This window comes from Mycobacterium sp., from assembly GCF_049281135.1.
Lineage (GTDB): Bacteria > Actinomycetota > Actinomycetes > Mycobacteriales > Mycobacteriaceae > Mycobacterium.
This window is the reverse complement of sequence record NZ_JBAPRN010000441.1, coordinates 1-6,912: the sequence shown is the minus strand read 5'-3', so window position 1 is coordinate 6,912 and position 6,912 is coordinate 1. Positions and strand designations below refer to the sequence as shown.

Here is a 6,912-nt window from a genome sequence, read left to right as displayed (position 1 = left end):
GTTGTCAGCGGCGTTGAGTACCGTCGGCGACGCGGGATCGGTGAGCATCCAGATATGTCACGCAGACGACAGCGGGTTGTGGATGTCGCGACGGTTGACGAGGGGTCGCTTGGAGGACGGATCGCTTCGGTCCCGTGCTGAAATGCCGTTGACTCCGATGTCGGGCACGTCGGCGTACGGTATCGGCATTGTCGGCAGTGCTCCGGACCATTCGATTACATTGGTGCGCAACATGATCCGCCAGTGGCCGTCGCGAAGCTCGAGACGGTCGAAATAGCGGCCACCGGCGGGCGGGTGACGATCGATTCCGTCATCTCAGGGTGGTCATTCAACTTGCGTTGTGCCCGTTCGGTCATGGTCAGTCCTTGCCACAGTGATACCGACGCGACATTGTGTGGTTCCAGCTCGATGGCCATGTCGCGAGCCATCCGGTCCACGGCGGTCTTGCGCAGTCCGAAAACGACCCCGCAGGTGTAGGTGACGCCGACGTAGCCCGATGTGGCGACCATAAGTCCACGCTTCTGAGGCACCATGATCTGCGCGGCGAGGCGGGCGGCGGTGAAGTTGGACCGCACTCCGACGTCGACCATCTCCCAGTTGGACAACGGCTTATCCCAGAACGGTTTAGCGTCGGTGAGGTCTTCGGGCAGAGCGAACGCGTTGTTGACCAGGATGTCGAGGCGGCCCTGCTCGGTCCTTACCCGGTCGAACAGAACGGTGACCTGGTTGTCGACCGCGTGATCGACTTGCACCGCGATCCCCCTGCCGCCGCGTCGGGTGACCTCTGCGGCCGTTTCGCCGATGGTGCCCGGCAGTTCGTGCCTGCCGGTCGCGGCCGTGCGGCCGGTGACGTATACGGTGGCACCGCATTCGCCAAGGGCCAGCGCGACGCCTTTGCCGATACCGCGGCTGGCTCCGGTGACGACCGCGACTTTGCCCGCCAGCGAGATCATTCGTTGGTGTCCTTCATCCAGGCAGTTCTACCCGACCCGCTCGGAGCGGGTTGCGGGCTGCGATTCCTTCGTCGCTCGGTCGGGCCGGAGCCCGCGGTTTCGACGAGCGACCAGTAGTTTCGTTCACGCTCGGTCAGCTCGTTTGACGTGATGGCACCGAAAGCGGCGGCGTCGCGCTCGAATCGGACCGCTGCATCGGGCAGCGCGTCCGGGCCCTCGAGCCGAAAACAGCTCGGTGCCAGCGGGCCGAACAGCAGGGCGCGGCGCAGGTGCGGCCAGTTGTCGAGCCGCGGCTCGACCCCGGCGGCTCGAGCGAAGGGGAGAGCCACCAGGTTCATCCGAGTTTTCTGGGACGTCCCTCGCTGCGAGCGGTAAGCGTTGATCGACCGCCGCTGCTCGGTTTCCGAAGGCGCCGGGATCGTGCCGCCCCACGTGTATGCGATCCAGCGGGCCTGAAGTTCTAGTGGCACAAAGTATCCGCCCGACTGGTCCCACATACCCATGAAGGCCAGCCCGGGGAGGTCGGGGTGGAATGTGTAGCGGTCGGCGTCTAGGTGTACCGCGTCGAGGTTGACGACGTCGCGGATGTCTTCACTCAGAAACGGTAGGCACAGATCGAACCCAGTGCCGAGCACGATCCCGTCGAACTCCTCGGCATGCCCGTCGGCGAATGTCACGGTCGCACCCGCGATGGATTTCATCCAGGGACGCACCGCAATTCGTCCCTCGGCCACAAGCGGCAGGTACTGCTGGTTGAGGGTGATCCCAGCGGCGAACAGTGACGGGTCGGGCGCCGGTGCGCCGTACTGCTCCGGACTTCCGCCGGCCTCGACCACGATCTCCTTCAACTGCCGGTCGATCTCGGCTGCCGCGAGAGTCTCACTCGCCAAGGTTCCGTATCGCGTGAAGATCCGGTGATCGGACGGGACTCCGCCGGCGAACTTCGGAAGGACGTACCTCTGTCGCCGCTGAGTTACTACAACGCCTGCCGCGCCGCTCTGGGCGAGTTCGGCGGCGATCTCGAGGGCGCTGACGGCGCAGCCTGCCACGAGAACCCGATTGCCCCGATATGGAGCGGGTCCCCTGTAGTCGTAGGTGGAGATCGCTTCGGCCGAGCCTGCGAATGTGTCGAGCCCCGGCACACGGGGGATGGCGGGGGCATGGAATCTGCCATTTGCCACCACCACTCGTCCGAAGCTCTCCTTGCAGCCGGCGTGACCGACGAGCCATCCGGCGCCGGCGCGCTCGAGGAGGTCGACACGACTGCCGAACCGGATGCGCGACGTAAGGCCGAAGGTGTCGGCATAGCGATGCAGGTAGTCGACAATCTCGCGGTTTGATGGGTAGACGTTGTCGCTGTCGTTCTCCAGGTCGCTGAAGGCAGTCATGATGCGACTGGTGTTGGTGTGCATCGTCGGCCAAACGCCGCTCCGCCCAATGATTCCAGTCCACTGGCCGCCCAGCTTCGGTGCTTGCTCGAAGATCGTCGGTTCGAATCCTTGCGAGAGCAGCCAGCGCGCAGCGACCAGCCCGCCGGGTCCAGCCCCGATCACGGCGACGGTTGGCGTCATCGAGGAACTGTCGCATGGCTGGAATCCGGGTGCGATCTCTTTGGTTGAGTTGACCCCGTTCGTCGCAGATCAAGGGACCGGACCAGGCGCAGACGGGTTCGCTCACGAAAACGGCAGCGGCTGCTGCTCTTGGCGTCGAAAGCGGCTCAGCTCGGCGGCCCTTCGAGCGGGCCCAGCGCCAGCGCGGCCAGCAAATCCGGCAACAGGGTCAAGAGGTCGCGACCATCCGGATCGGCGAGTTCTGCGCTTTGCGCCTGAATGAGCGAAGAGTCCGGACCGGCCCAGATCTGCGGTTCGACCAAACCGCGGCCGCCCTGCTGCACCAGCTCGCTGAAAGTTGCAAACGCGGAACGTGGCTGCAGGAGGCGGACCCAATCCGCGTTGGGCGACCCGCCCGAGGGCGGCGCCTGCGTTCCAAGAACGTTGGCCATCAGCGTTCGACGGAACTGCTGGATCGCGCTGCCGCGGCCGTCGACAATCTGCGCGTCGTGCAAGGCAACATCGATCGCACCGTCGAAGCCGAACCCGCGTTTGCGCGGGACGCCCGTGCCCACGGAGCACCAGACGTCGTCGACGATCGCGACCGTTGTGCGGATGTTCAGCGGACGGCCGGGGAAGCCGATGGGATGCACGGCAACCACGCGGCCCGGGGCAGCCGCGGCAATCTGTTTCCAGGCATCGGTGCGTTTGCCATAGAAGTACTGTGCCCACGCGTTGTAGGTGGGGTCGAATGACAGTTTCTTGTTGCAGACGAGAATGAAGCGCAGGCTCGGCTGGGCCTTCAACTGATGCACGAGCGTGTCTACCAGGTCGAACGAATAGGCTTCATTGTCCTCGTTCTGCGTGAGACACTGCGTTTCCAAATAGATGAGATCTCGCGCATGGGAGATGGCGAACTCGAGCGACCATTGCCAGTCGCGGCGTCCATATCTGGCCGCATAAAATTCGCGTTTGATCTCCGCGACGATCCTGTCGCCATTGGCAGGATTGCCGTTGAACAGGTCAGGCATGCTCAAACTACTGGGCAGGTTGATCTTGCTCTGGATGTAGTTCTCGAGATCGGCCACTGTGTTAGGCAGGCCGGCGAGATCGCTTTCCGGAAGCAGTCCGAATTCCGGAGTCTCGACGTAGGCGGAAACCGTCTGCAACACGGCACCGCTCATCGTGCTCGGCGACGTGGGCGCGGGCGGCGCGTTGAAAATAGCGTTGTCGTAATCCTCCAGGCGATTGAGAAGATCGTTGGCGCGACGGTTTGCGGCGAGCGCGAGATCGTACCCAAGCTGGTCTCCCGCGAAGATCCCGGTAACGGAAGTCTCCGGGCCGGCAACCCCACCAGGATTTCCCTGCTGATATTTCTCGACATGCGATTCGGGCAAGAGGAATCCGCCCGAGAGCACCGTTTCCCACTTACCCGCGCTGCCGGACGAAATGCCGACGGCCGCAATCGTTTCTGTGCGGGCCATCGTGGGAATGCGCAGCGCCTCGCGCGGGGCATTGGCCTGCGTGTCGAATTGCAAAAGCTGGCGGATGAGCTCTACGACTTGCGCCGCCACCGAGTCAGCAGCGACAACCGAAGGGCTGAAATTGCTGGATGGATGCAGGCCGAGCATAGCCGCCGTGCAAATACCGCGGCGGTTCACCGGAACGATCGAGAAATTGTTGGTTGCGGTGGGAGGCGTAAAGCTGGTTGTGCCAAAGGCACCGACCGGCAGCGAGTAGCCGCCGAAGATACGCTCACGCGGAGGTGAACCGGCGTTGGGAAGGACATGCAGATCGAAGTGCAGTGTGGCATCACCGATCTGTCCCGACTTGGCGAGGTTGAGCGGATCCTTCAGCAACACCTGCACGGATTGTGACGCGGCGCCCGCGATGATGGAGCCGCCATCACCGCGGAACAATGTCGCGCTCTGATCGAGCGACGGACCGGTGTAGAAGATGCGGTTATAGATGCGCAGGAAAGCGCCCGCGGGAGCGGCGCCCGCCGCGAACGTGACGACGATGTCGGTACCTGACGCAGAGTTCCATGCGGCGGTAATGGACGGCTTGCCGTCGGTGGTGCTCTGGCCGGGGCGAATCAGCGTGGCGGCCGAAGGGTCCCAATCCTGCGGCGTGACAGCTGATGGCGTGATTTCCGTTGCGGACGCCTTACCCCAGCGGCTGTTTGCGCTGGTGTCCGACGGAATGGAAAAGCTGTCGCTGATGGCAGGGGAGACAAGGTATCCCAAGAACGAGGTGCCCCCGGTGGGCGCATGCGAGAGCAGCGTATGCGCCTCGCCGAGGACTGCGATGCCATCGGTGCAGAAGCGCACCGTGGAACCTTCGCGGACAAGCGGCGCTGGTTCGGAAGCGGTGCCGGCATCGGCGTAAAGGACACCATCGACGTCCTGGGTAGTTCGGTTGCCAAGGAGGAAATTGTTGAGATCCACCGCGATAACGCGCACGAAATCTCGCGTTAGGGACGCGCCCGCGGCAAGTGCCGGAGCTGAGAAGGATGTCTTGCCCAGCTTTCCGAAGGTCGCCAGCCCCCAGCGCAGCGGCTGCGTCGAGGATGTGTCCTCCGCACCGAGCGTTGCGCCATCTGGAAACGCCGCGGGCAGATAACTGGAGACGCGCGTCGGCGTGCCCGACGCTGTCACAGCAAGGCCGTGCCCACTGCCCGGGTCGCTCCAGCTTCCGCCGTGGGGGTTGACGATGTGGATGTATCGAGTATCCGAAGAATCAAGCGCTGCAATGGAATCGACGTAGCCTGCACTCTTGTTGAGCTGACTCTTCGCAAAGCCGTTTGGGCCGAGTGCTTCGAAGTTGTTCAGGATGTCAGTCCACGCACTCGCAACAAAGAGCGGATCGATCAGCAGGCCGTTGGCATCGTGGAAGGTGACGGTGCCGGCGGGCAGCGTGTTCTGTGTGTCGCCTGCATTTACGAGCGACAACGCGACCGGCAGTGGACTCGGGGGCGAACTCATGCGGATCACCGCGGTCATCGGCACCGGCCGCACACTGTGGCTGCTGCCGTCGTTCCCAAAGCGGCCGGCGAATATGTCGCGCAGCCTCAGGTGCGCATGCGGGTGCTGCGAAAGCACTGCGACCGAGCCGGTGATAACGAGACCGTCCAGGGTGAATTGCGCATCAGTACCGCTACCCGAATAGCTGAGCATTCCGGTGAACGGCGCGTTCCAGGCGCCTGAAAAAGTGAGCGACATGGGCGGGGTGCTGTCACCGGTTGCGTCCACACCGTGGTACGCGGGATTCGACGACGCCCACTGCGCGCCGAGCAATGGCGCGGCGACGCCCAGACTTTCGACCAGATATTGCTGCAGACGGGCGGCCAGGCTTGTTGGATCCATTATGTCCACCACCCGACCTGCGCGGTTGCCGCTGTGAAACGGTTGATCGGATCGGTCAGCGTCACTGTGACGTTGAAGGCGTCCGTCGATGCACTTGTCCGAGTCGGCCTTGGCACCCACACCAGCAAGGCGCTCCACTCGTTGCCGAACGCATAGCGCGTCGCGTCACCGGGCTTGCCACTGGTCGGGACCGTGGTCGTGCGTTGCAGAAGATCAAGCGCGGTCTGCATGCGGAACGTCCGCATTGCGGCGGCATTCGGCTGTGCGGGGTCATCCACGGTGACGTTGAGGGTGTGGCTGCCGAGGGCAGTGGCCGCAATGGGCGCGCTGGTCACGATCGCGATCAATGCGGTTGCGTTCGTGGTGTCGGTGGCAATAGGGGCCACGTAGGGCAGCGCGGGCGGGTCGGGCGGCGGCACGACGATCCCGAAAGCGCTGCTCGATGGGGACCGCCCGCCCAACGCGCCGAGTGGATTTCCGCTCCCGTCCGTGAGGTGGTCGTCGCGCCAGGCGATTGCTCGATACCACGTCGGGCTCCACGCGCCTGGAACATCCGCATCTGTGAACGAGCCCGTCCACGTCCCATCGTTCAGGTCGGGAGCTGTGTTGCTCCAACCAGACTGGGTCGAGTCGGTCAAGGGCGGTCCCATCAGATCCACCGAGCGCGACAGACCTTCTCGGCTGGTGCGATAGAGCACAAAGCGGTCGGGTGAAACGCCCACCCGGCTTTCCACCTCGACGACGGCTTCGTAGATGCCGCCGCTTTGTGTCAGCTTTGCCGAAATGCGTGGCGCACGTGGCACTTCCACGTACGGAACGGCTACCGCAGTGAAGGTGCTTGCGTCGGAAGGAAATGCGCTCTCGATATTGTTTGCTGAAACCGCGGTGACGACGTACGCGTAGAGAATACGGCCACCGCGCGGCAGTTCTACTTCGAAATCACTTTCGGTGAAAGGGATTACGGGCAGAGTTATCTTCCGGAAGGTTTTCCGGCATGCGGCCATGTCGAGATTTCGAAGTATGGCCAGCCGCGAAGCGTAGGGG

The 6,912-nt window shown here is 63.6% G+C and carries 4 protein-coding genes; all 4 read right to left on the bottom strand.

Translation table 11 applies throughout. The annotated features are described in order from the left end of the window. Nucleotides 1-215: 215 nt before the first annotated feature. Entirely contained in the window at nt 216-953 is a 738-nt protein-coding gene (locus WAN02_RS17945; RefSeq protein WP_422265597.1) for an SDR family NAD(P)-dependent oxidoreductase, read from the bottom strand. Then, nucleotides 950-2,524, bottom strand: coding sequence for a flavin-containing monooxygenase (locus tag WAN02_RS17940; protein ID WP_422265596.1), 1,575 nt, complete (start codon nt 2,522-2,524; stop codon nt 950-952). Before WAN02_RS17940 ends, WAN02_RS17945 begins: the two co-directional genes overlap by 4 nt. Before the next feature lie 146 nt (nt 2,525-2,670). Further along, a complete protein-coding gene (locus tag WAN02_RS17935) occupies nt 2,671-5,868 on the bottom strand; it encodes a hypothetical protein (protein ID WP_422265595.1) in 3,198 nt (1,065 codons plus the stop codon). Then, a partial coding sequence (locus tag WAN02_RS17930; protein WP_422265594.1) for a hypothetical protein occupies nt 5,868-6,912 on the bottom strand: 1,045 nt, incomplete at its 5' end. The genes WAN02_RS17930 and WAN02_RS17935, both read right to left, overlap by 1 nt.